This window comes from Sulfuricurvum sp. RIFCSPLOWO2_12_FULL_43_24 (assembly GCF_001829605.1).
In the GTDB taxonomy this organism is placed as follows: Bacteria; Campylobacterota; Campylobacteria; order Campylobacterales; family Sulfurimonadaceae; genus Sulfuricurvum.
In genome coordinates, this window is sequence record NZ_MIBT01000050.1 from 1 (window position 1) to 1,435 (window position 1,435).

The 1,435-nt window shown below is 42.9% G+C and carries 3 protein-coding genes; 1 reads left to right on the forward strand and 2 read right to left on the reverse strand.

The genetic code is table 11. The features are described from left to right. Positions 1-87 precede the first annotated feature (87 nt). Entirely contained in the window at positions 88-774 is a 687-nt protein-coding gene (locus A3G19_RS05050) for a hypothetical protein (RefSeq protein ID WP_294870930.1), read from the forward strand. Between the two features lie 3 nt (positions 775-777). Here the strand turns inward: A3G19_RS05050 and A3G19_RS05055 are convergent, their stop codons facing one another. Together A3G19_RS05055 and A3G19_RS05060 are read right to left on the reverse strand one after the other, a co-directional pair. Further along, positions 778-1,200: a hypothetical protein gene (locus tag A3G19_RS05055; protein WP_015652470.1), complete on the reverse strand. Its 423-nt coding sequence runs from the start codon at positions 1,198-1,200 to the stop codon at positions 778-780. A 54-nt stretch (positions 1,201-1,254) separates the two neighbouring features. Beyond that, a partial coding sequence (locus A3G19_RS05060; protein WP_294870933.1) for a sulfite exporter TauE/SafE family protein occupies positions 1,255-1,435 on the reverse strand: 181 nt, incomplete at its 5' end.

The following is a 1,435-nucleotide window of genomic DNA, read 5'->3' on the forward strand; positions in this document are numbered from 1 at the left end:
GACGCGCTCTCCCAGCTGAGCTAAGGGCCCAAAGATATTGGAGCGCCATTATACGATTAGGGCTCTTAAATGTCAATGAGGATAAAAATGAGGGAGACGGTAAAGTTTTATTCTCCTCGTGTCGATATAGAGAGTATGAAAAAGTTAGCCCTAATTATCATCTTCGGTATATCCAGTGTAGTGTTGAGTGCGGAGGAATTTACGATTCAGACGATCAGTGCCAAAAAAGAGGCTTCGATCACTCCCACCTTTGAAAAAAAGGTGCATAAAAGCGCACTCCCATCGGTAAAGAAAAAAGAGGGAGAATGCAATATCGTGACGGTTGGAAAGTATCACTCAACCAAAGCGGCGCATCATGATCTCAAAAAAGCGAAAGCAATCAGTAAAGATGCTTTTGTCCGTACCGTAAATCGTACTACTCCGAACGTATGCGCGAGTAAAAGCGAAGCACCGAAAACGGCGATGAAAGATGTGAATACATCCATTGTCGTTCCGAACAAAAGCGAAGCAGTAGTTGCGGCAGTAAAACATGAAGAGCCAAAAGCGGCAGAATCAGTTCATACAGTTTCGGTAACTCCAACGCCTGTTGCAACAGTTGCGGAGCCAAAAGCTGAAATGCCGTGCAAAGTTCAGCCGTGCGAGAAAGTCTCAAATAACGTCTATCTCTATGATCGTAATCTCGGACGCAAAAGTGATATCCATGAAGCGATTGAATTTTACAAACACTCACAATATCACTCTTTCCGCCCTGTAGCCCTTCAAAGCAGTAAATGAGCTTTAGGGCTCTTTGTTTATCGCACTGTAGAGACAATCCAAATCTAATTTATGCAATTTTTTCGCTTCCACGTGGAGCGACTCGAGAAGTTCGAGGGCATTTTCGCCGTTTGATGGGTAACAGACCGCTGCGGAGGGGATAGATTCAGCAAATAAATCTTCAATCATTTTTTTAACAATACCGCATCCGTATCGGTCTGTATAAGGCATAACGAAAAAATAGTGATGTTCATTATGGACGATGGAATCGGAAGTACGCAGAAGGCTGGGGAGATTCGTATCGATCAGCTCTTGTGAAATTTTTGAAAAATCGCAAAACAGTATCGTAAAACTTTCCGAACGGTTTTCATCCAACCGATCGGATATCCCGATATTGAGATCGATTAACGATGCAAAATTATAAAACGAAAACAACACTCCCGCCATCTTTGACTCCTAAATTCATTTGAGTATAGTATAACGTAAAGTTTTAATTTCGGGTCAAATCGGCAAGTCGAAGAAGTACGCAAATCCGTAATACACACTGTAAAGACCGTAAATCAAGATTGCTAACGCAGCGATTCGGTTCATGGTTTGACGAAATGCGATCTCTTTAAAAAAACTGACCGATTGACCCAGTGCGAGGAGAGTCGGAACGGTAGCGAGACCGAATGCCGCCATA

What these genes read in the sequence shown, in the direction of transcription:
- A3G19_RS05055 (WP_015652470.1), bottom strand. Translation starts at nt 1,200, where the DNA reads ATGGCGGGAGTGTTGTTTTCGTTTTATAATTTTGCATCGTTAATCGAT.
- A3G19_RS05050 (WP_294870930.1), top strand. Translation starts at nt 88, where the DNA reads ATGAGGGAGACGGTAAAGTTTTATTCTCCTCGTGTCGATATAGAGAGT.